The organism is uncultured Arthrobacter sp. (assembly GCF_902805515.1).
GTDB lineage: Bacteria > Actinomycetota > Actinomycetes > Actinomycetales > Micrococcaceae > Arthrobacter_D.
Window position 1 is genome coordinate 1 of sequence record NZ_CADCTE010000206.1, and the last position, 20,479, is coordinate 20,479.

At 70.3% G+C, this 20,479-nt stretch carries 20 protein-coding genes and 1 pseudogene; 10 read left to right on the forward strand and 11 right to left on the reverse strand.

Features of this window, described 5'->3' with window-relative positions:
- Nucleotides 1-462, reverse strand: a 462-nt coding sequence (locus tag QZX79_RS18385) for an FAD-dependent monooxygenase (protein WP_294570868.1), incomplete at its 3' end; no start/stop codon positions are given.
- 299 nt (nt 463-761) lie between these two features.
- On the opposite strand from QZX79_RS18385, the gene QZX79_RS18390 reads away from it, so the two are divergent.
- From QZX79_RS18390 to QZX79_RS18420, 7 genes are all read left to right on the forward strand, one after another.
- Nucleotides 762-2,237 carry a fumarylacetoacetate hydrolase family protein gene (locus QZX79_RS18390; RefSeq protein WP_294570928.1) on the forward strand — a complete coding sequence of 492 codons (1,476 nt, stop codon included), beginning with the start codon at nt 762-764 and terminating at the stop codon, nt 2,235-2,237.
- Nucleotides 2,230-2,910: a GntR family transcriptional regulator gene (locus tag QZX79_RS18395; RefSeq protein WP_294570870.1), complete on the forward strand. Its 681-nt coding sequence runs from the start codon at nt 2,230-2,232 to the stop codon at nt 2,908-2,910. The genes QZX79_RS18390 and QZX79_RS18395 overlap by 8 nt, the downstream gene beginning before the upstream one ends.
- 9 nt (nt 2,911-2,919) lie before the next feature.
- On the forward strand, nt 2,920-4,461 hold the full coding sequence (hpaE, locus tag QZX79_RS18400; protein ID WP_294570873.1) for a 5-carboxymethyl-2-hydroxymuconate semialdehyde dehydrogenase: 1,542 nt from the start codon (nt 2,920-2,922) through the stop codon (nt 4,459-4,461).
- 51 nt (nt 4,462-4,512) lie between these two features.
- Complete coding sequence (gene hpaD, locus QZX79_RS18405; RefSeq protein ID WP_294570876.1) at nt 4,513-5,589, forward strand: 3,4-dihydroxyphenylacetate 2,3-dioxygenase; 1,077 nt, start codon at nt 4,513-4,515, stop codon at nt 5,587-5,589.
- A 57-nt stretch (nt 5,590-5,646) separates the two neighbouring features.
- Nucleotides 5,647-6,432: a 2-oxo-hept-4-ene-1,7-dioate hydratase gene (gene hpaH, locus QZX79_RS18410; RefSeq protein WP_294570878.1), complete on the forward strand. Its 786-nt coding sequence runs from the start codon at nt 5,647-5,649 to the stop codon at nt 6,430-6,432.
- A complete protein-coding gene (locus QZX79_RS18415) occupies nt 6,417-7,229 on the forward strand; it encodes an HpcH/HpaI aldolase/citrate lyase family protein (RefSeq protein WP_294570881.1) in 813 nt (270 codons plus the stop codon). The genes hpaH and QZX79_RS18415 overlap by 16 nt, the downstream gene beginning before the upstream one ends.
- Nucleotides 7,230-7,326: 97 nt before the next feature.
- The gene (locus tag QZX79_RS18420) at nt 7,327-7,788 is read left to right on the forward strand and encodes a hypothetical protein (RefSeq protein WP_294570888.1); all 462 of its coding nucleotides are present in this window, start codon (nt 7,327-7,329) and stop codon (nt 7,786-7,788) included.
- A gap of 30 nt (nt 7,789-7,818) precedes the next feature.
- Here the strand turns inward: QZX79_RS18420 and QZX79_RS18425 are convergent, their stop codons facing one another.
- Together QZX79_RS18425 and QZX79_RS18430 are read right to left on the reverse strand one after the other, a co-directional pair.
- Entirely contained in the window at nt 7,819-8,442 is a 624-nt protein-coding gene (locus QZX79_RS18425; RefSeq protein ID WP_294570893.1) for a hypothetical protein, read from the reverse strand.
- A gap of 157 nt (nt 8,443-8,599) precedes the next feature.
- Nucleotides 8,600-10,468 (reverse strand): S8 family serine peptidase, encoded by a 1,869-nt coding sequence (locus QZX79_RS18430; protein WP_294570895.1) that lies wholly within the window; start codon nt 10,466-10,468, stop codon nt 8,600-8,602.
- Nucleotides 10,469-10,873: 405 nt separating this feature from the next.
- Here QZX79_RS18430 and QZX79_RS18435 point away from each other — a divergent pair, with 405 nt between their 5' ends.
- From QZX79_RS18435 to QZX79_RS18445, 3 genes are all read left to right on the forward strand, one after another.
- Nucleotides 10,874-11,404: a GNAT family N-acetyltransferase gene (locus tag QZX79_RS18435; RefSeq protein ID WP_294570897.1), complete on the forward strand. Its 531-nt coding sequence runs from the start codon at nt 10,874-10,876 to the stop codon at nt 11,402-11,404.
- Between the two features lie 13 nt (nt 11,405-11,417).
- On the forward strand, nt 11,418-12,314 hold the full coding sequence (locus QZX79_RS18440; RefSeq protein WP_294570899.1) for a phytanoyl-CoA dioxygenase family protein: 897 nt from the start codon (nt 11,418-11,420) through the stop codon (nt 12,312-12,314).
- Between the two features lie 113 nt (nt 12,315-12,427).
- Entirely contained in the window at nt 12,428-12,871 is a 444-nt protein-coding gene (locus QZX79_RS18445) for an aminoacyl-tRNA deacylase (RefSeq protein ID WP_294570902.1), read from the forward strand.
- A 36-nt stretch (nt 12,872-12,907) separates the two neighbouring features.
- On the opposite strand, the gene QZX79_RS18450 is transcribed toward QZX79_RS18445, so the two are convergent.
- From QZX79_RS18450 to carB, 8 genes and pseudogenes are all read right to left on the reverse strand, one after another.
- Nucleotides 12,908-15,010, reverse strand: coding sequence for a primosomal protein N' (locus QZX79_RS18450; protein WP_294570905.1), 2,103 nt, complete (start codon nt 15,008-15,010; stop codon nt 12,908-12,910).
- Nucleotides 15,011-15,029: 19 nt separating this feature from the next.
- Nucleotides 15,030-16,244 carry a methionine adenosyltransferase gene (gene metK / locus QZX79_RS18455; RefSeq protein ID WP_133402295.1) on the reverse strand — a complete coding sequence of 405 codons (1,215 nt, stop codon included), beginning with the start codon at nt 16,242-16,244 and terminating at the stop codon, nt 15,030-15,032.
- A 62-nt stretch (nt 16,245-16,306) separates the two neighbouring features.
- A complete protein-coding gene (gene coaBC, locus QZX79_RS18460) occupies nt 16,307-17,527 on the reverse strand; it encodes a bifunctional phosphopantothenoylcysteine decarboxylase/phosphopantothenate--cysteine ligase CoaBC (protein WP_294570910.1) in 1,221 nt (406 codons plus the stop codon).
- A gap of 25 nt (nt 17,528-17,552) precedes the next feature.
- Nucleotides 17,553-17,813: a DNA-directed RNA polymerase subunit omega gene (gene rpoZ, locus QZX79_RS18465; RefSeq protein WP_120165450.1), complete on the reverse strand. Its 261-nt coding sequence runs from the start codon at nt 17,811-17,813 to the stop codon at nt 17,553-17,555.
- A gap of 57 nt (nt 17,814-17,870) precedes the next feature.
- Nucleotides 17,871-18,440, reverse strand: a complete 570-nt coding sequence (gene gmk / locus QZX79_RS18470) for a guanylate kinase (protein WP_294570915.1) — start codon at nt 18,438-18,440, stop codon at nt 17,871-17,873.
- An 8-nt stretch (nt 18,441-18,448) separates the two neighbouring features.
- Nucleotides 18,449-18,787 (reverse strand): integration host factor, actinobacterial type, encoded by a 339-nt coding sequence (mihF, locus tag QZX79_RS18475; protein WP_120165448.1) that lies wholly within the window; start codon nt 18,785-18,787, stop codon nt 18,449-18,451.
- Nucleotides 18,788-18,887: 100 nt separating this feature from the next.
- The gene (pyrF, locus tag QZX79_RS18480; RefSeq protein ID WP_294570925.1) at nt 18,888-19,790 is read right to left on the reverse strand and encodes an orotidine-5'-phosphate decarboxylase; all 903 of its coding nucleotides are present in this window, start codon (nt 19,788-19,790) and stop codon (nt 18,888-18,890) included.
- A pseudogene (gene carB / locus QZX79_RS18485) lies at nt 19,780-20,479 on the reverse strand (carbamoyl phosphate synthase large subunit); the annotation flags it as partial. The gene pyrF and the pseudogene carB, both read right to left, overlap by 11 nt.

Genomic DNA, 20,479 nt, shown 5'->3' on the forward strand with positions numbered 1-20,479 from the left:
GGAGTTCTTCATGAACTCTGCGAAGTAGTCGAGCACGCGGGCCTGGTTCACGATGAGGTGCGGGAACTCACTGATACCCGCCGGGTCATCCTCGGGCCGCGCCGTGCGGACAATACGCCCGGGATTCGCCGGGTCTGGTTTCCAGAAGGCCATCTCGGCGATCCGGTAGGCCTCCTCGGTGATCCGCTGGGCGAAGCCGAAGGCCTGGAAGGTCTCGACACTGCGTGCCTGGATCCCGTCGGCCTGGCCGATGGCGAGCCGGGCGTCACGCCGCTCCACGATCCGGGTGGTGATCCCGGGAAACTGGGACAGCTGGGCGGCAGCGATCATGCCGGCGGGGCCGGTGCCGACGATCAGCACGTCGACCTCGTCGGGAAGTTCGTCGGGTCGGTCGATGCCGGTGCCGGCCGCCGGCTGGACGCGGGGATCACCCGAGACGTATCCGTGGTGGTGGAACTGCACGGGCTTCCTCACTTCGTTGTGGTGAAAGTTCGATTATCGAACGCTTCGTTCGACTATCGTACAGCTGATGCTACTGCCGGCGCGGTGAGCGGACAAGGCCCGGTTCCCCCGGCGCCGCCGGGGCGCGGAAGGCTGGAGGGCGCCAGCTCCGGTTCCCCCGGCGCCGCCGGGGCGCGGACGGCTGGAGGAGACCGGCGCTCACGGTTCCCCTGGTGGGAGTAGCGCCCCACCGCCCTTGACGCACCCTCCGGCTGCTCCTAAACTTCGTATACGATTTCGTACATCTTGAGGAGCACGCCCTGAAACTGGTCACCGACTCCACCCTGGCCGCGGCCCGCAAGGTCATCGCCGTGCACCTGAACTATCCGAGCCGGGCCGCGCAGCGGGGACGCACCCCGGAGCAGCCTTCCTACTTCCTCAAGCCGCCGTCCTCCCTGGCGCTCAACGGATCCCCCGTCGAGCGCCCGGCCGGGTGTGAACTCCTCGGCTTCGAGGGCGAGGTCGCGCTGATCATCGGCAGGACGGCACGCCGCGTCGGCATCGACGCCGCCTGGAGCCACGTCGGCTGGGTCACCGCCGGCAACGACCTGGGCGTCTACGATCTGCGGTACGCGGACAAGGGCTCCAACCTGCGCTCCAAGGGAGGCGACGGCTTCACCCCGATCGGCCCCGGCCTCATTCCCGCGGACTCCCTCGATCCGGCCTCCCTGCGCATCCGCACCTGGCACAACGGCGCCCTGGTCCAGGACGACACCACCGCGGACCTGCTCTTTCCCTTCACACGGCTCATCGCCGACCTGTCCCAGCTGCTGACCCTTGAACCCGGTGACATCATCCTCACCGGCACCCCCGCGGGCGCCTCGGTCGCCGTGCCCGGCGACGTCGTCGAGGTCGAGGTTTCGGACGCCCGGACGGCGGACGGAAGCCCCGGGCCCACCTCCGGGCGGCTGCTCACCCGGGTCGAGCAGGGATCGGTGTCCTTCGCGGACTTCGGCGCCCTCCCCCGGGCCGATGACCTCCAGCGGGAGGAGGCGTATGGATCCCGCGAAGCCGCAGGCCTGCCGGCGCCGGAACCGGTCCTCACCCCGGCGCTGAAGGCGGCGCTTGAAAGCGTCTCCACCGCCACCCTGTCCTCCCAGCTCCGCAGGCGCGGCCTGAACAATGTCAGCATCGACGGCCTCACCTCCACCCGTCCCCAGCGGCGGGTGGTGGGGCTGGCCCGCACCCTGCGGTATGTGCCCAACCGGGAAGATCTCTTCGCCAGCCATGGCGGAGGCTACAACGCGCAGAAACGGGCGATCGACTCCGTTCACGAGGGCGAGGTCCTGGTCATGGAGGCCCGCGGGGAAAAGGGGACGGGTACCGTCGGCGACATCCTGGCCCTCCGGGCCCAGGTCCGCGGCGCCGCAGCCATCATCACCGACGGCGGGGTTCGGGATGTCTCCGCCGTGGCCGCCCTGGACATGCCCACCTACTACGCCAATCCCCATCCCGCCGTCCTCGGCCGCCGGCACATCCCGTGGGACACCGACATCACCATCGCCTGCGGCGGCGCCACGGTCCAGCCCGGCGACATCATCGTCGCGGACGCCGACGGCATCCTGGTGATCCCGCCGGTACTCGCCGCGGAACTCGCCGAGGATTCGGTCGCCCAGGAGCGCGAGGAGGCGTTTATCGCCGAGATGGTCGAACAGGGCCACAGCGTCGACGGTCTCTACCCGCTGAACGCCGCCTGGCGCACCCGGTATGACGAGTGGGCGGCGGAGCGTGGCTGAGGCAGTTCCGGGGGCGCCCGCCGGCAGCAAGTCCGAGCAGGCCTACGCGCTCATCAAGGCCCGCATCGTCGAGGGCACCTACTCCCCCGGACACCGGCTGGTGCTGGCGCGGATCGCCGGGGACCTGGGGGTGAGCGTCGTGCCGATCCGCGAGGCGATCCGCCGGCTTGAGGCCGAAGGCCTGGTGACCTTCGAGCGCAATATCGGTGCCACCGTGGCGGGAATCGATCCCACCGAATACCTCTACACGATGCAGACCCTCAGCATCATCGAGGGCGCGGCCACCGCCTTGTCCTCACCCCTGCTCGGGGCCGCTGACATCGCCCGGGCCCGGGGCGTCAACGAGCAGCTGCGCGCCTGCCTGAAGGACTTCGACCCGGTGCGCTTCACCCGGCTCAACCAGGAATTCCACAGCGTCCTGTTCGAGCACTGCCCCAACCCGCACATCCTCGACCTCGTGCACCGCGGCTGGAACCGGCTGGCCTCCCTGCGCTCCTCGACCTTCCGGTTCGTTCCCGGCCGTGCCACGGAGTCCGTCGATGAGCATGAAGCGCTGCTGAGGCTCATCGAGTCCCAGGCGGACGCCGACGCCATCGAGAAGGCCGCCCGACTCCACCGCAGTGCCACCCTTGACGCCTACCTCGCGCAGTCCTCTGCCGCCGATTCCAGTTAGGAACCTCCAATGACGACCTCCAGCAGCACAGCACTCGGCCAGCACGTCCCCGAAGGGTTGCCCGCCCATATCCAGCACTACATCGGCGGACAGTTCGTCGACTCGCTCGGCGGGCAGACCTTCGATGTGCTCGACCCGGTGTCCAACACCACCTACGCCACCGCCGCCGCCGGCCAAAAGGAGGACATCGACCGGGCCGTCGCGGCCGCCCGGAAGGCCTTCCTGGAGGGACCGTGGCCGACAATGAAGCCGCGCGAACGCGCCCGGGTCCTGAACCGGATCGCCGACGCCGTCGAGGCCCAGGAAGCGCGGCTCGCCGAACTGGAAACCTTCGACACGGGCCTGCCGATCACCCAGGCCAAGGGACAGGCGCTGCGCGCTGCGGAGAACTTCCGCTTCTTCGCCGACCTCATCGTCGCCCAGTTCGACGACGCCATGAAGGTCCCCGGATCGCAGCTGAACTATGTCAACCGCAAGCCGATTGGCGTCGCCGGGCTCATCACGCCCTGGAACACTCCCTTCATGCTCGAATCCTGGAAGCTCGCGCCCGCCCTGGCCACCGGCAACACCGTGGTCCTCAAGCCGGCCGAATTCACTCCCCTGTCGGCCTCGCTCTGGGCCCAGATCTTCCGGGACGCCGGCCTGCCCGACGGGGTGTTCAACCTCGTCAACGGTCTCGGCGAGGAGGCCGGGGACGCCCTCGTGAAACACCCGGACGTGCCGCTGATCTCCTTCACCGGCGAGACCACCACCGGGCAGACAATCTTCCGCAACGCCGCCGAGAACCTCAAGGGCCTGTCGATGGAACTCGGCGGGAAGTCCCCCTGCGTGGTCTTCGCCGACGCCGACCTCGACGCCGCCATCGACTCGGCCCTCTTCGGCGTCTTCTCCCTCAACGGCGAGCGCTGCACGGCAGGCTCCCGGATCCTCGTCGAACGCCCCGTGTACGAGGAGTTCTGCGGGAAGTTCGCCGCCCGGGCGAAGAACATCGTGGTGGGCGATCCGCACGATCCGAAGACCGAGGTCGGGGCCCTGGTCCACCCGGAGCACTTCGAGAAGGTCGCCTCCTACGTGGAGATCGGCAAGACCGAGGGCCGGCTGCTGGCCGGCGGCGGCCGCCCCGAGCACCTGCCGGAGGGTAACTACATCGCCCCGACGGTGTTCGCCGACGTGTCCCCCGGGGCGCGGATCTTCCAGGAGGAGATCTTCGGCCCGGTGGTCGCGATCACCCCGTTCGACACCGACGCCGAGGCCCTCGCCCTCGCGAACAACACCCGCTACGGGCTCGCCGCGTATATCTGGACGCAGAACCTCACCCGTGCCCACACCTTCTCGCAGAACGTGGAGGCCGGCATGGTGTGGCTCAACAGTCACAACGTCCGCGACCTGCGCACCCCCTTCGGCGGGGTCAAGGCCTCCGGGCTGGGCCATGAGGGCGGGTACCGGTCCATCGACTTCTACACCGATCAGCAGGCAGTGCACATCTCCCTGGGCACCGTCCACACCGCGAAATTCGGAAACGTCGAGGCCTCCGCGGCCAACGAAGGCTGAAACCAGCACCCACCGCACCTCCCTCACCTGCTCGAAGAAGAGAGAACCTCAATGACCGACCTCGTCCCCACCCCCACCCTCCCGGCGCCCGACATTGTCCGCTGCGCCTACATGGAGATCGTTGTCACCGACCTCGCGCGGTCGCGGGAGTTCTACGTCGGCGTCCTCGGCCTCCATGTCACCGAGGAGGACGAAAACACCATCTACCTGCGCTCCCTCGAGGAATTCATCCACCACAACCTGGTCCTGCGGCAGGGGCCCGTGGCGGCCGTGGCAGCCTTCGCCTATCGGGTGAAGTCTCCCGCCGAGGTGGACGCCGCGGAGGCCTACTATCGGGAGCTGGGCTGCCGCACCGAGCGCCGGGCCGAAGGGTTCACCAAGGGGATCGGCGATTCGGTGCGGGTCGAGGACCCCCTGGGTTTCCCGTACGAATTCTTTTACGAGACCGAGCACGTCGAACGCCTCACCCAGCGCTACGACCTCTACTCCGCCGGGGAACTGGTCCGCCTCGACCACTTCAACCAGGTCACCCCCGACGTCCCCCGCGGCCGCAGGTACCTCGAGGACCTCGGCTTCCGCGTCTCCGAGGACATCCAGGACTCCAACGGCGTCACCTACGCCGCCTGGCTGCACCGCAAGCAGACGGTCCACGACACCGCCCTGACCGGCGGCGACGGACCCCGCATGCACCACGTCGCCTTCGCCACCCACGAGAAGCACAACATCATCCAGATCTGCGACAAGATGGGCGCCCTGCGGATCAGCGACCGGATCGAACGCGGCCCCGGCCGGCACGGGGTCTCCAACGCGTTCTACCTGTACATCCTTGACCCGGACGGGCACCGGATCGAGATCTACACCCAGGACTACTACACGGGCGATCCCGACAACCCCACGGTGACCTGGGATGTGCACGACAACCAGCGCCGGGACTGGTGGGGCAACCCCGTCGTCCCCAGCTGGTACACCGAGGCCTCCCTCGTGCTCGACCTCGACGGCAATCCCCAGCCGGTCATCGCGCGCACCGACGCCTCCGAGATGGCCGTCACGGTGGGTGCCGACGGCTTCTCCTACACCCGCCAGCCCGGCGAAGAGGACAAGGGATTCAAGGTCGGCGCCCAGCTCTGACCCCGCGGCCCGCCCGGCGCGGGCGCCTCCCCTTCCTGCTGCTGAACGGAGCACCGAATGCTGAATCCCGCCACCATCGAATCGATAGCCGACGAACTGCTTGAAGCCGGACGGTCCCGCGCCCCGGTTCCCCTGCTCACCGCCCGCTACCCCGCCATGACCGTCGAGGACTCCTACGCCGTCCAGCGCCTGTGGCGGCAGCGCAGCGAGGACGCGGGCCGGAAGCTGGTGGGCCGGAAGATCGGTCTCACTTCGAGGGCGATGCAGGCCGCCACGGGCATCACCGAGCCCGACTACGGCGCGATCTTCGACGACATGGTCTTCGAATCCGGGTGCTCGGTGCAGTGGGAGCGGTACACCCGTCCCCGGGTGGAGGTGGAGCTGGCCTTCGTGCTCAAGACCGACCTCGCCGGACCGGGCTGCACGATCATCGATGTCCTGAACGCCACCGACTACGTCGTGCCCGCCCTGGAGATCCTCGATTCCCGGATCGAAATGGAGGGCCGCACCATCGTCGACACCATCGCGGACAACGCCGCCATGGGCGCCATGGTGCTCGGGGGCAATCCGGTGCGCCCGGAGGCGGTGGACCTGCGCTGGGTGGCGGCCATCCTCTACAAGAACCAGACGGTCGAGGAGACGGGTGTGGCCGCCGGCGTCCTGAATCATCCCGCCGCCGGGGTGCACTGGCTCGCCAACAAGATCGCCGCCCATGGGGAGGGCATGAGGGCCGGGGACACCATCCTCGCCGGCTCCTTCACCCGGCCGCTCTGGGTCGATCCCGGAGACACGATCCACGCCGACTACGGACCCCTGGGGAGCATCACATGCCGCTTCGAATAGCACCCGACGCCACCTTCCGGGAGGCGCTGGCCGCCGCGGACCGTCCGCTGGCCGGCATGTGGGTCTGCTCCGGCAGCCCACTGGTCGCCGAGATCTGCGCCGGGTCCGGCCTTGACTGGCTCCTGGTGGATGCCGAACACAGCCCCAACGGCCTCGAGTCCATCCTGGCCCAGCTCCAGGCCGTCAACGGGTACCCGGTCACCACCCTGGTCCGTCCACCGGTCAACGACACGGTGCTCATCAAGCAGTACCTTGACCTCGGCGTGCAGAACCTGCTCGTGCCGATGGTGAACTCCGCCGCCGAGGCCGCGGCGGCGGTGGCCGCAACCCGCTACCCGCCCTCCGGCGTGCGCGGTGTGGGCTCCGCCCTGGCCCGGGCCGCCCGGTGGAACCGGATCCCGGATTATCTGGCGCGCGCCGGCGAAACCATCAGCGTCACCGTGCAGATCGAGTCCACGGCGGCGGTCGACGCCGTCGAGGACATCCTCGCCGTGGACGGGGTCGACGCGATCTTCCTCGGCCCATCGGACCTCGCCGCGTCGATGGGGCACCTCGGGGAACAGGAACACCCTGACGTGCGCGCCGCCGTCGAGAAGTGCCTGCGCGCCGCCCGCGCTGCCGGCACGCCGGCCGGCGTCAATGCCTTCTCGCCCGACACGGCGCGGGGCTACCTCGACGCCGGTGCCTCCTTTCTCCTCGTCGGGGCCGACGTCGCCCTCCTGGCCCGCGGTTCCGAGGCCCTGGCCGCCCGGTACACCGCGGGCGGCTCCACCGGCGGCACCCCCGCCGGCTACTGAGGCCGGCGGCGGTGTTCCTCGGCACCAGCGCGCCCCGGTGCTACATTGGCTGCACGCGGCGGGTCACTGGGGACTCCCGCACGGTCAGGGGGAACCGGTGGGGACAAGGGATGCTGCGCGCGGAGCCCAGGCAGGAGGACCGCCGTCGGGACTGGTCCGCACCGAACCGCTGGTCGGAATCCTTGTCCTGACGGTGGTGACCGGCTGGGAGACCATCTGGAAGCCGGCCCCGGTGACGGCCGGCATCCTGGCCGCCATCTTCCTCGCGTTCGCGGCCCAGCTCCTCAACGCGACCCTCGACAACCTCCGCACCGCCGAGCCGGCGGGCTCCCGCCGGCCGCCGATGGCCCTCGGCGCGGCGGCTCTCCTCCTGCCCGTCCTGCTGATCCTGCTCAGCAGCTACTCCCTGATCGTGAGGGACAACCTCTTTTCCCTCACGGGGCTCGTCGTCGGCGTCCTGCTGTTCTGGGCCGGCAGGATCTCCCTTCACGCCCTGCGCCGGGCGGGAAGCCCGGACAGGGCGCCGGTCGAACGCTACCAAGGCTCACGACACACCTGACGGCCGCCCGGTGGAATGCCCTAACCGGTCTCAGGCCGGGGCGGGGACCGCCTGCCGGGTGCGCTCCGCCACCTGGAAGGCCGTGGCGACCAGGATCAGGAGAACTCCCACCGTGAGCCCGGGGAGCTCAACCGCCGGGCCCGTCAGTGCGATCCCTTCAACGGCGCCGTCCGCGAATGGCACAAGCAGCCCGAGGGAGTCCGCGACGGTGGTGGTGGCCATCGCCTCAAGCATGCCGGGGATTACCGCGGCAAGGAGCAGTGCTACCCCGCTGGCGGCCAGGGCGGACGAGACCACCTTCGCGAACGGGCGGAACCGAAGCAGGTGGCGGCTCAGCAGTGCGGCGGCGGCACAGACCGCCACAGCGGCGGCACACCGGATCACCGCCGCCACCGTCAGCATGACCAGCGCGCCGGTCGGAGGATCCTGCACGGTGATGAAGGCGGTGTCGTACCCGCCGGCAACCACAAGCGGGTTCTCCTCAGCGAACTCCGGGATGTGACCGTTGACCAGCGGCACCGACCCGGTGAATTCCCCCTGCCACAGCGAGGCCACCTGCACACCGGTGCCGATCATCACGCCCGCGGCAACCGCCAGCCCGGCCCAGAACGTGCCCCAGAGGATGCCCCGTTCGATCCGTGAAAACTTCAGCACCGCTGATTCCCCCATCGTGTTGCTCGTGACGCGCCGTGCCATGAACGGCGCGAGGAGAGTCTACGCGCCGACGAGGGCTTTCCCGGAACCTCGACCGGCCGGGGTTCCAGCCGGTCGGGGTTACCGCCGGTCGAAATTACGGCCGGTCGGATGGCGACTAGAGCGAACCGGTGGTGAAGGTCCAGCTCGAGCTGGTTGACGGGTTTCCGACCAGGTCCCGGATCCCCGTGGTGCCTCCGGCGAGCGTGATGGTGTACCGGGTGTTCGCTGCCAGGGTCACTCCGGGATTGAGGATCCACTGGTTCGTGGTGCCGTTCCGGGCGACGGTCGCCGACACCGCTGCGCCGGTCGCCGCATTCTTCAGCCGGAACGTGGTGGTCCCCGCACCCTGGACCGGCTCGCTGAAGGTGGCCGCGATGTTCGCGCCGCGCTTGACTCCGACGGCGTTGATGCCCGGGATGCGGGCGGTCACGGTGGGTGCGGGTCCCGTCGTGAAGGACCAGCCCGTGGCGGCCAGCGCGTTGCCGGCGCCGTCGAGGATGGGACCACTCGAGAGGGTGGCGGTGTACTTTCGGTCGGCGATCAGGGTCGACGTCGGGTCGAGCACTGCGGTACGGGTGGTGGCGTTGTAGGTCACCACCGCGGGAACGACCGTACCTGCGGCATCTTTCAGTACGAACGTTGAGGTGCCCACGCCGGTGACGGCCTCGCTGAGGGTGGCCGACACATTGCCCGTGCCTGCAACGCTCAGGGCATTGGCGCCGGGGGTGCGGCTGGTGACTGCGGGGGCGACGGCGTCGGAAATTGCGGCGCCCGACGCCGCGTGCAGCAGCCGGTTGGGCGTACCCGCCGTTGCGTCAGTTATCGCGCCGGGGGTCGCACCGCCGATGAGGGAGGCCGACACCTGGGCGGGGGTGAGCGCCGGGTTTTGGGAAAGCAGCACGGCCGCGGCCCCGGCAGCATGCGGAGCTGCCATCGAGGTGCCGGACAGGGAGGCCGTGGCCGTTGCCGAGGTGTAGTAGGCGGAGGTGATGCCGACCCCGGGCGCGTACAGGTCGACGCAGGTTCCGTGATTGGAGAAGGGGGCCTGGGCGTCCGCGCGGTCGCTTGCGGCGATGGTCAGGGCGGCCGGGACCCTCGCCGGCGAGGAGCCGCAGGCGTCCGCCTTTGAGTTCCCTGCCGCCACGACCGCCGTCACGCCGTCGTTGATGACGCCCTGCAGCGCCGCGTCAACGGTCGAGCTGATGCCCCCGCCAAGGCTGAGGTTGGCCACCGCGGCGGTGCCCGCCGGGTGGTCGGCGACGACCCAGTCAAGCCCCGCCACCACATCGGAGGTGTACCCCGATCCGGCACAGTCGAGCACCTGCACCGGGATAATGGTCGCGGACTTGGCGACGCCGTAGGTGGCCCCCGCGACGCTTCCGGCGACGTGCGTCCCGTGTCCGTTGCAGTCACCGTCGCCCGGCCCGTCCGCCACGGCGCTCCACCCGGGGGCCACGCGGGTGCCGAAGTCCCTGTGCGAACCCAGCACGCCGGTATCGATCACATAGGCGCTCACGCCAGCGCCCGTTGCGCGGGCGAGGTAGGTTCCGGACAGCGGAAGGGTCCGCTGGTCGATCCGGTCAAGGCCCCACGGGGCGGAGTACTGCGTTGCGGAAATTCGAACCGGCGCGTCGACCTCCACAGCGGCGACTCCGGCCTTCCGCTCGAGAGCGGCGGCCTGGCCCGGGGTCGCAGTCACCACGGCGGCCCGCACCGCGGCCGAGAAGGTGCGTCCGACGCCGATCCCGCGCGAGCGCAGCTCCCGCGCCTGCGCGGCGACGTCGGAGCCGGGGGCGAACCGGACAAGGTACCGGGTCGAGTCGCCGTCCCGCTCGGTGCTGGCGGAACCGGCCGGGGCGGGATCGGCCGGAGCGGCGGGCGGCGGGGGCGCCGGCAGAGCCTGGGCCGGCGCGCTCGAGGAGAACAGGACCGGGACCACCAGCGCAGCGGCCAGCACGGAACTAAGGGGGGAAGGGATACGCAAGGGGTCTCCAGAGGGTACCGGTAGGCAGGGCGGGCTGTGCGGGTGTTGGGAGGCTGCTGTCCCGGCCTGCTGCCGGGACAGCGGCACCTCGAATGGCACTGTTCGGTGTCGGTCGAGGCCGGTGTCGGTCGGGGCGGGACGCGGTCCGGAACCGGCGCGGAGGTACCGGGCTGCAGGGCCACCCGTGTTCCGGACCATGCTCCGGTGGCTCTGACAATGTCTCAAATTGCTACAGGTTGCTCATCTTTCACATCTGACCCACATAAGGCTACGGAGCAGCAGACCGCCCTGTCTACTACTTTTCTCGACCACGGATTCCGGCCGAGACGTCGGGCCGGTGGCCGGCTCTCCCAGCGGCGGAACCTCCCGCACCCCCGCCTCAAGCGGGAGTGGCAGACTTGGGGAATGCTCACCTACTCCACGGACCGCCTGGCACTGCGGAACTGGACGGAGGAGGACGCCGGCTTCGTCCTGGACCTCTACTCGCGCCTCGAGGTACAGCGCTTCATCGGCCCGGTTCCACGCCTTATGGCGCACCCGGCGGAGGCGCGCGAACGCCTCGAGGCCTGGCGGCGCCGGGACGACGGGGTGCACGGGATCTGGGCGGTCGAGGTGGCGGAAGACCGGCGGCTGGCCGGGGTGCTCCTGCTCAAGCCGATTCCCCTGTCCGCCGGGGTGCCGGGTCCGGGCAACGAGACCGAAATCGGGTGGCACTTCCACCCGGACTTCTGGGGCCGGGGCTACGCAGCCGAGGCGGCTTCCACCATCCTGCAGCACGGCTTCGAGCAGGGTCTGCAGCGGGTTGTGGCGGTCACCCATCCGCTGAACCTGGCCTCGCAGGGGGTGTGCGGGAGGATCGGAATGCGGCACCTCGGGGTGTCCACGCGGTACTACGACACCGCCTGCGAACTCTTCGCTGCCTCCGCGGACGGATAAGATTGAGGCTTTCATGCCAAAGCAGTCAATGGAAAAGGACCTCATGACAAACCTCGCCAAGAGCGTTGAGCCGCTGGACATCCCGATCCCCGACGGGGCCGATGCGGAAGTGGTGGCCGCCGTGACCGGGCTCTACACGGACGGGATCATTGCCCGGAAGGGCGCCTTCTCCCGCGAGTGGGCGCAGCGGATGGCCGAAGACATCGACGTCGCCTTTCAGGAGGCCCTCTCCCGGCCCGGCGGCGCCGTCGGCCGAGGACCGAACCGCCACTACGTGGAGATCCACCCTGAGCAGATGCGGGGCTGGCTGGAGCTTGTCGACCACCCGTGGGTGCAGATGGTCTGCGAGTCCGTGCTCGGCCCGGATTACCAGTTCGTCGAGCTCGGCTTCGACATCCCCGGCGCCGGCGCCGTCAACCAGCCGTGGCACCGGGACTTCCCCATGCCGGAGGAAACCCGGGTGGGCGGGCGCCTGAACTCGCTGGCCTTCAACCTTACGGCCGTTGACACCGAGGAGGACATGGGGCCCTTCGAGGTGGCCCCCACTACCCAGTGGGATCTTCCGGAGGGGTTCGACCACGAAATGTTCCCCCCGAAGTCGGCCTACGGCCGCTACGAAGCGCTGGCGCAGCGGAAGTACCCGAAGATGGGTGACATCTCCGCACGCTCGGCGCTGACCATCCACCGGGGCACCCAGAACTTCTCACAGAAGTCACGGCCGGTCCTGGTACTCGGGGTGGACGCCCCCGGCGCAGGCAACGCAGAGCACCACGACATGGCGGTCACCCGGACGTTCTACGACTCGCTCCCCGAGCGTGTCCGGAACCACCTGAGCTGCCCGATCGTGGACGAGCTGACGCCGATCACCCAGAAGCACTCGATCGAGGGCCTCATGATGGGTGATGCCTAGGCGACGGCACGCCTGAGCCCCAACCGGCGGCGTGCCGCCCAGTCTGTTAAACACAAGCCCGGCGGGACCGCGAAGCTGCGGATCCCGCCGGGCAGCAGAAGGAAGGGTTCCTGGTGGGAACGGGACGGGAACGGGTGGAGGCCGACGCGGCCGCGCGGGGTATCGCCGTGGAATTCGTGGAGCGCACGCACGCAACCGAGCTCGGGCTCGACCGGGCAGACTTCGTGAAATCGATGCTGGTCAAGCGCCACAACGGCACCTTCCTCTTCGCGCTGGTACCCCTGGACCGGCAGATCGCCTGGCCGAAGCTTCGGGCGGTGGTGGGCGTCAACAAGCTCCTGCTCCCCGACGCCTCGGTGGCCCTTGCCGTCACCGGGTACGAACGCGGCACCATCACCCCGCTCGGCAGCGCCATGGCCTGGCCGGTGTTCGCCGACGAACGGATCGCCGGCCGGCGGATCGGGATGGGCAGCGGGGAACACGGTGTCGGGGCCGTGGTGGACGCCGATCAGCTCATCGCGGGCCTGCAGGCCACGGTCGCCGACATCTCGGCCTGAGGCGCGGCGCCCACGGAGGCGCCGGGCCCGCCCCGGCTACAGCAGGTCCAGGGCGTCGCAGCGGATGGACACCGGCTCGGTGGTGCGCCGGGCCGAGAGCACCGCGCGGCGGGTGCGGAGCGCCCCAACCGCCGCGGCGGCACCGCGGTAGCTAAAAAACAGCAGCAGCCGGCTCGCCCCGTCGCCGGCGAGGTGGCCGGAATCCCGTTCGGCGGCACGCCACGGCGGGGGCGGCGCCGGAACCGGTCCGACGGTGCGCAGGAACAGGTCCGGGTCGATTCCCTCCATAAAGGCCGCCAGCGCCTCACGGCTTCCCGTCAGTGCCGCATACCGGACCGCCGGAGGAAGGCCCAGTTCGTGGCGCAGTGCCGCTTCGCGGGCCGCCGCCCCCATCGGATCCCAGCGCACGAGGTGCCCGGCTGTCGTGTCGTCGTCGGCCGAAACGACCACGAGGCCGCCCTCGCCGGCCGGACGGGCCAGCACGGCCGCCGAGAACCAGCGCCGGAGGGTATCCTCCCCGGCCCGCATCGATTCCCTGCTGAGCATGGCCGTACCGTCGAGCAGGATAACCGCGGCGTAGCCGCCCTCGGCCACCGGCTCGGCCCCGGGGGTGGCGATGACCACCGCCGGGGTGTCCGGCACGGTGTCGACGATGTGCTCGCCGGCCGAGGAGACGACGGCGGTTCCGGGGAAGGCCCGGCCCAGCTCCTCGGCGGTACGGGTGGCGCCGACCACGGTGGCCCGGATGGCGGTGCCCCCGCAGGTGGGGCAGTGCCAGTTCGGGTCGGGGCGCCCGCACCACCGGCAGCCCAGGATGCCTCCGCGGCTCTGCTGGGCCAGCGGGCCGGTGCAGTGCCGGCAGCGGGCCGGCTGGCGGCAGGTGGCGCAGGCGGTCGCCGGGGAAAACCCGGTGCGGGCCACCTGGAGCAGCACCGGGCCCCGGGTGAGCCCGTCCTGGGCCGCCCGCCAGGCGGCCGAGGGGATCCGTGCCTGCGCGGCGAGGGGGTCGCGTTCGAGCTGGAAGGCGTCGGTGGCGTGCTGGACGCGCGGGACCCGGCGGCGGATCTCGGAGCGCTCGGCGTGGATGGACCGCGCCCACCCCGTCTCGACGAGCCGGTGCGCCTCGGTGCTGCGCGAGACCGAGGCGATCAGCGCCGCCGTCCCCTCCTGTTCGGCGCGCAGCAGCAGCACCTCGCGGGCGTGCTGGTAGGGCGCCCGCTGCTCGAAGTGGAGGTCGTCGCCGTCATCCCACAGCACCACCAGGCCCAGGTCCCGCACCGGCGCGTAGGCCGCCGACCGGGTGCCGACGGCCACCCGGGCCTGCCCGTGCAGCAGGCGCAGGAAACTGCGGTAGCGCGGTGTCGGGCCGTCCTCCGCCGTCATCCGGGCCACTGCCTCTTCGCCCAGCCGGCGCACCAGCGCCGCCTCCACGCGGGCAAGGTCGCGCTGGTCGGGAACGACGACGACGGCGCCCCGGCCGCTGGTGACCACCGCGGCCACCGCGTCGGCGATCTCCTCCGGCCACGACTGCGGTCCGTACCCGCCGACCGTCGTGAGCACCGCGCGCGGGGACTCCCCCGCCGCAAGGTGCAGCAGGAACGCCTCCCCGTGCACGTACCGGCTGTAGCTGCCCGAACCGGCGGAGCGGGCGGGAACCACCGCGGGCAGCTGCACCGGTGCCGGGGCGGGCCCGCCGTCGAACTCCTTTTCCACGCGCGCCGCCCGCGGCGGCACGGCCGCCCGCAGGACGTCGCTGACGGTCCCGGCGAACCGCGCGGCCACCGCACGGGCCAGCTCCAGGACTTCAGGGGTGAGGACCGGATGGGAGGAGACCACCTTCGCCAGGGGAAGCAGCGTGGCCTTGGCCTCCGAGGACGGGATGCGGCCGGCGATGTACCCGGTGTGCTCCCGCCCGGCGAAGCGGACCTTCACGCGGGCGCCGGGCACCGCCTCGCCATCGAGTTCCTCCGGCACGTAGTAGTCGAAGACCCGGTCGAGGTGCGGCAGCGGGGACTCAAGGATCACCTGCGCCACCGGGTTGGTCTTCGCCGCGCCGGGGCTGCCCGAGGGCAGGCGCGGCGCGCCGAAGCCATGGAGCAGTGACAGCTGCCCGCCGTCGGCGCCCGTGCTGGTGGTCATAGGGAAATTATGCCGCCGATCAGGCGTTGAAGTAGCTCCGCAGCTTGTCGACGCGGTCGGTCAGCTCCCAGTTGAACCCTTCGTCCTCGCGGCCGAAGTGCCCGTGGGCCGCGGTCTTCTGGTAGATGGGCCGCTTGAGGTCGAGGGCGTTGATGATGCCAAGCGGGCGCAGGTCGAAGATCTCCCGGATCGCCCTGCCGATCGCCAGGGGGTCGACCGTCTCGGTGCCGAAGGTCTCGACGTAGATCCCAACCGGATGAGCCATGCCGATGGCGTAGGCGACCTGGATTTCGGCCCGGCGGGCCAGTCCTGCGGCCACGACGTTCTTGGCGACCCAACGCATCGCGTAGGCCGCGGAACGGTCGACCTTCGAGGGGTCCTTGCCGCTGAAGGCTCCCCCGCCGTGGCGGGCGCTTCCGCCGTAGGTGTCAACGATGATCTTCCGGCCGGTCAGGCCGGCGTCCCCGACCGGACCTCCGATGACGAACGCGCCGCCCGGGTTGAGGATGTGCCGCACGGAGGAGGCGTCCAGGTCGGAGGTTTCGAGGACCGGGTTGATGACGTGGGTGACGAGGTCCGCACGCAGCTCGTCGAGGGAGACCTCCGCGGCGTGCTGGGAGGAGATGACGACGGAGTCGACCGAGACCGGGGTGTCGCCGTCGTACCCGATGGTGACCTGGGTCTTGCCGTCGGGCCGCAGGTAGGGAAGCGTTCCGTCCTTGCGCACGGCCGTCAGCTGCTCCGAGAGCCGGTGCGCCAGCCAGATCGGCGCGGGCATCAGCACGGGGGTTTCGTCGCTGGCGTAGCCGAACATGATGCCCTGGTCACCGGCGCCCTGGGCGTCATAGGGGTCGAGGCCTTTTCCTTCGCGCACCTCCAGCGAGTGGAAGACGCCTGAGGCGATCTCCGGGGACTGCTGGCCGATGGACACCGAGACGCCGCACCGGGCGCCGTCGAACCCGTTGGCCGAGGAGTCGTAGCCGATCCCGAGGATGGTGTTGCGCACGATCTCGGGGATCTCGACGTAGGCCTCGGTGGTGACCTCACCCGCGACGTGGACCAGTCCCGTGGTGACCAGTGTCTCCACGGCCACCCGGGCGTCAGGGTCCGCCTGGAGCATGGCATCGAGGATGGCGTCGCTGATCTGGTCGCAGATCTTGTCGGGGTGGCCCTCGGTGACCGATTCGGAGCTGAAAAGCCGCAGCGCGGCAGGATTGGGGCTGGCAGGATTCACGTGCTCACTCTACTTGGTTCGGGTTCGTAAGGTGCGGGCGGCGTAACGGGGAACCGCGCGGGTCAGGCGTCCAGCGCCGCCGTGGCGCGGGCGAGGACCGCCTCGGCGACCTCGCGTTTGCTGCCCTGGACCGGCACCGGTTCGCTGCCGTCCGCCGCCAGGATGAGCGCGGCGCTGGTGTCGGCGCCAAAGACAAGGTCCCGGCCCACGACGTTGAGGACCAGCAGGTCGCAGCCCTTGCGTTTGAGTTTCAGCTGGGCGTGCGTGAGCGGGTCGGTGTCCTGGTCCCCGGTCTCGGCGGCGAATCCCACGATCACGGCGGGGCCTCCCGAGTCGGCGCGCCGCAGCACGCTCTCGGCGAGGATGTCGGGGTTGCGCACCAGCTGGAGGACGGGCTCGGCGGCGTCGTCGGTCTTCTTGATCTTGGACTCCGCGACCTCCGCCGGGCGGAAGTCGGCGACGGCGGCCGCCATGATGAGCACGTCGGAGTCCGCGAGGGAGGCCAGTACGGCGCTGCGCAGCTCAAGGGCCGTCTCGACGCGGGTCAGGCGCACCCCGGCCGGGGCCGGCACCTCGACGGCCGCGGCGATGAGGTTGACCGACGCGCCGGCGGCCAGCGCGGCTTCGGCGAGGGCCATCCCCTGCTTGCCGGAGGACCGGTTGCCGAGGAAGCGGACCGGGTCGAGCGGCTCGCGGGTTCCGCCCGCGGTGATGGTGACGGTGCGTCCGGCCAGCGGTCCGGCGGCGGGACCGGTGCGGCTGCGGTGGAAGGCGAGGGCGGCGGCGAAGATGTCGGCCGGCTCCGGAAGGCGCCCGGGCCCGGAGTCGGACCCGGTCAGGCGCCCGGTGGCCGGCTCCATCACGTGAACGCCGCGGGAGCGCAGGAGGGCCACGTTCGCGGTGGTCGCGGGATGCCGCCACATCTCGGTGTGCATCGCCGGGGCCATAAACACCGGCCCTGAGGCCATCAGCAGCGTGCCCGTGAGCAGGTCGTTGGCCAGCCCTGCGGCGGCGCGCGCGAGGATGTCCGCGGTGGCCGGGGCAACCACGATCAGGTCGGCCTCGTGCCCGAGCCGGACGTGGTTCACCTTTTCCACGTCGTCGAAGACGCTGTTGCTCACCGTGCGGCCGGAGAGGGCCTCCCAGGTCGCGGCGCCCACGAACTTCGTGGCGTTGTCCGTCGGGATGACTGTGACTTCGTGGCCTGCCTCGGTAAAGAGGCGGAGGAGGGATGCGGCCTTGTACGCCGCGATCCCTCCTCCAACGCCGAGGACTACCCTCACGTTCGGATCCTGCCCGTCGGGGCCGTTACTCGGCCTGCTCCATGGGTGCGGCGACGAGCATTCCCTCGTCGATCTCGCGCAGGGCGATGGACAGCGGCTTCTCGTTCAGCCGGGTGTCGACCAGGGGGCCGACGTACTCGAAGAGGCCCTCGTGGAGCTGCGAGTAGTAGGCGTTGATCTGGCGGGCGCGCTTGGCACCGTAGATGACCAGCGCGTACTTCGAGTCCGATGCCTCAAGGAGCGAATCGATCGGCGGGTTGATGATGCCTTCGGGCTGTGTTGACACGGAATATCTCCAAAAATTAGCTGTTACTTGAGCTGTTACTTATTCATGGCCTGCGCTTTAGCGCTGCAGGGGGCGCAGTCCCATCAGCGAAACAAGCTCGTCAGCCGCGTGTTCGACACTGTCATTGACCACGGTGTGGTCAAACTCCGGTTCGGCGGCAAGCTCCAGTTTAGCTGTTTCCAGCCGATGCTGCTGTTCCTCGGTGCTTTCGGTGCCGCGGCCGATCAGCCGGCGGACCAATTCCTCCCACGTGGGAGGGGCAAGGAACACGAAATTCGCCTCGGGCATCGTCTCCTTGACCTGCCGGGCACCCTGCAGGTCAATCTCCAGGAGCACGCACCGGCCCTCGTCCATGGCCTCCTGCACGGTGCTGCGCAGGGTCCCGTACCGGTTGCGTCCGTGCACCACTGCCCATTCGAGCAGCTGCCCGTCGGAGACGAGGGCGTCGAACTCCTCCGGGGAGACGAAGAAGTAGTGGACCCCGTGGACCTCGCCGGGGCGCGGGGGCCGGGTGGTGGCCGACACCGACAGCCACACGTCGGGATAGTTGTCCCGGATATAGGTGGAGACGGTCCCCTTGCCCACGGCCGTAGGCCCGGCCAGTACTGTCAGCCGCGGCTTCGACACGTAGTTCCTCACTTCCTGGCGGAGCCAGGGTTTGAATCGTTCAAATGGTCAATGAGCGCTTTGCGCTGGTGGATTCCCAGCCCGCGCACACGGCGCGTGGGGGCTATGCCGACGGCGCTCATGATGGCCGCCGCCCGTACGTCGCCCACCCCCGGGAGGGCCTTGAGCAGGTCCAGGACCTTCAGCCGCCCCACGGCCTCGTCATCGGCGCTGCTCTCGATGACTTCCGCTACTGAGACTTTACCTGCTTTGAGGCTCGACTTGATTTCCGCGCGGGCCGCCCGCGCGGCGGTGGCCTTCTTCCGGGCCTGAGTTCGTTCGACGTCCGTCAAAGGCTTCAGGCTCACAAGTGCTCCCCTGCAGTAAACGGCGGCCGGCGGAGTGCCGGTCACCGCTGGTCTGGTGGATTGGGCTGGCTTTGAACCTATCGCCTCGCTCGGCCCAAAATCAATCCACTGCCGGGAGCGGATCAACTTCCCGGCGGGCGGAGCGCGCGGCCTCCCGCAGCCGTGCCGGATCCGGCCCCGCCGCGAGAACGGCCCGGCTCGAGGTCGGCAGCACCAGGGGGCGGGCGGCCCCGAAGCCCGCCTCAAGTTCGCGGGCGCCCGCGCCCTGGGCCCCCACGCCGGGGGCGAGGATGGGCCCGTTCAGCGCACCGAGGTCAAGGCCAAGGGACTTCACCGCGGTCCCGACCGTCGCGCCGATGACCAGGCCGACGGATCCGGGGACTCCGGCCGCCGACGCCGCCTGGTTTTCCGCAGCAGCGGCCCGCACGATCCTCAACGCCACCGATTCCGCGCCGCCGGTGTGCTGCACCGAGGCCCCCTCGGGGTTGGAGGTCAGGGCGAGGACGAACACGCCCCGGCCGGTGGCTTCGGCCAGGTCGAGGGCCGGTCGCAGCGATTCGAAACCGAGGTACGGGTTGAGGGTGACGGCGTCCGCGGCGAGCGGCGCGCCCTCGGCCAGCCAGGCCTGGGCGTAGGCGGTCATTGTTGAGCCGATGTCGCCCCGTTTGGCGTCGGCGATCGTCAGGACGTCCGCCTCCGCCGCCCGGGCCAGCAGCGTCTCGAGCACGGCCAGGCCCTGAGAGCCGTGCCGCTCGTACAGTGCCACCTGCGGCTTCAGGGCCGCCGCCTCGGGCCCGAGGACCTCCAGCACCGTCAGCGAGAACCGCTCAAGGCCCGCCGGGCTGTCCGGCAGGTCCCAGGCCGCCAGCAGGGCCGGGTGCGGGTCGATCCCGATGCACAGGCCGCCGCGGCGCCGCCGCGCGGCCGCGAGGCGCACCCCGAACGGCTGCCGGGGGGCCCCGGCGGGCCGGGCGGTGTCGTGTCCCGGGGCGCTAGGAGGCATGCTGGGCCTCCGTGGAGGCGCGCAGGTTCGCTGCGTGTTCCTGAAGGCTCGTCACCGACCATTCGAAGGAGCGCATGGCCTCGATCGCCTGCACGGCGGCCCCGACCTCGGGGATGGTGGTGACGACGGGAAGCCCGTAGGAGGTCGCCGCCGCCCGGATCTCGTACCCGTCGCCGCGGGCCTGCCCGCCGGAGGGGGTATTGATGATCATGTCGATGCCACCGCTGGTGATCAGGTCGACGACGGTGCCCGTGCCGTCGGCCCCTGCGCCCTCGGCGACCTTCCGCACCGTGGTGGCGCTGATGCCGTTGCGCCGGAGCACATCGGCGGTGCCGCCGGTCGAGACGATCTGGAAGCCCAGGTCGACGAGGCGCTTGACCGGCAGGATGATTGAGCGCTTGTCCCGGTTGGCCACGGAGACGAAGACCTTGCCCGAGATCGGCAGGGCCGCGTTCGCCGCGGCCTGGCTCTTGGCGAAGGCCGTGTCGAAGTACCGGTCGATGCCCATGACCTCGCCCGTGGAGCGCATCTCCGGGCCGAGCAGCGAGTCCACGACCACCCCTTCGGGAGTCCGGAACCGGCTGAAGGGCAGCACGGCTTCCTTCACCGACACCGGGGCGTCGAAGGGCAGGGACCCGCCGTCGCCCTGCTGCGGCAGCAGGCGGTGAACGCCCCGCAGCTCGGCGATG